The organism is Zoogloea oryzae, from assembly GCF_030161255.1.
Taxonomy (GTDB): domain Bacteria; phylum Pseudomonadota; class Gammaproteobacteria; order Burkholderiales; family Rhodocyclaceae; genus Zoogloea; species Zoogloea oryzae.
The window spans coordinates 1-1,453 of the sequence record NZ_BSPX01000184.1; the positions used below are offsets into that span (position 1 = coordinate 1).

Consider the following 1,453-nt stretch of genomic DNA (forward strand, 5'->3'; position numbering starts at 1 on the left):
CGATTCCAATAAATCCATAATCTATTGTGGTTCTTTTTGACTTGTAAGTGTTCCGGGCGAAATCTGAATAGATTACTTTTGGGTATCTACCCGCAAAACAAATTTCAAAATTTCAATAAACGATCTTCTCAACTTATGTTAAAACTTATGTTAAAAATACCAGAGATGCACTTCCTTCGTTCATTGTAGCGTTCACCATCCTATATTTATATGTATATTTATCTAAAAGGTATTATCTTTTTCCAATAATACCTACTTATGGAGGTAATCACATATGACTTTTCTCGTTTTTTGATACTCAAAACAGAACTGGTAAAATAAGCACTCGATTCGTATTCTTAGCGTATTTGATTCTGCAATTCGTGAACCCATGCCTTTTACCCAGCTCATTGTGATTTTTGAATGGTTATCACTTTAGATCCGATAATCAAATCCTTTTTATTCTTGAATAGGGCATTCAGGGGGTTGGGTAATTGGGCACATTATCATTATCATATTGAAATTGATTGATTAGAATTCAATCAAATAGTCCCTTTTTGAATTAGACTAAAAAGAGTATCGGAAAGAAGATTCTTAAAGAAAGTGGTCTGGGACGGAAGGATTCGAACCTTCGAGTCGCGGGACCAAAACCCGTTGCCTTACCACTTGGCTACGCCCCATTTTGATTTCTATTCAAGATTAATACCGGTATTGCTTGTTCGTCAATTCCCGCCCAAATATTTATGAGATGGCTTCAATTGTTCTTAGGATTTGAGAGGTATCATTATAGAATTTAACTTAAATTATTGATCATTATAAAAAATTAAAGTAAGATATTATGTAAAAGTATGATTCTTTCTATTCTCAAATGAGAATAGAAGGGTTTTTGATTGGGTAAGTCAAAGAAAAAGGAAGAAAATTTAGGTCTACTTTATGTTTTTACTTTCTTCATTTTTTTCCAAAAACGGAATCAAAAAGCAATTATTTCCAAGATTATTCCTCAGAATGAAATGTTTTTTATGCTTAATATCTTTAGTTTGATCTGTATCTCTCTTAATTCTGCCCTTCATTCCAGTAGTTTTTTCTTCGCCAAATTGCCCGAGGCTTATGCTGTTTTCACTCCAATCGTAGATTTTATGCCAGTAATCCCTCTGTTCTTTTTACTCTTAGCCTTTGTTTGGCAAGCTGCTGTAAGTTTTCGATGAGATGCTGAATACTATCCTACAAATTATTAAAATAAGAATAAAACAACTGAATTCTCAAATTCTAATACTTAATAAGATGAGTCTTCCATTATGTACTCGAACTCCAAACATGAAATGATTGGATAGTCGTGCCGAATCTGAATTACCTTATTCTGACCTTTGACTTCCAGTAACCAAGAACCTATAATAGGGTTCCCATGAAAATTAATTGAGCAAATTGTGGATATGAAAGCGCATTTCAGTCCGGAAAGAATCTTATTACAAAATAC

General features: G+C 33.0%; 1 protein-coding gene and 1 tRNA gene. One reads left to right on the forward strand and one right to left on the reverse strand.

Translation table 11 applies throughout. The annotated features are described in order from the left end of the window. Window positions 1-587: 587 nt before the first annotated feature. Window positions 588-659, reverse strand: a tRNA-Gln gene (locus tag QQK25_RS24675). Window positions 660-998: 339 nt separating this feature from the next. On the opposite strand from QQK25_RS24675, the gene QQK25_RS24680 reads away from it, so the two are divergent. After that, window positions 999-1,184 (forward strand): photosystem II reaction center protein K, encoded by a 186-nt coding sequence (locus QQK25_RS24680; RefSeq protein WP_498027245.1) that lies wholly within the window; start codon window positions 999-1,001, stop codon window positions 1,182-1,184. The last annotated feature ends 269 nt before the right edge of the window (window positions 1,185-1,453 follow it).

What these genes read in the sequence shown, in the direction of transcription:
- QQK25_RS24680 (WP_498027245.1), top strand. Translation starts at nt 999, where the DNA reads ATGCTTAATATCTTTAGTTTGATCTGTATCTCTCTTAATTCTGCCCTT.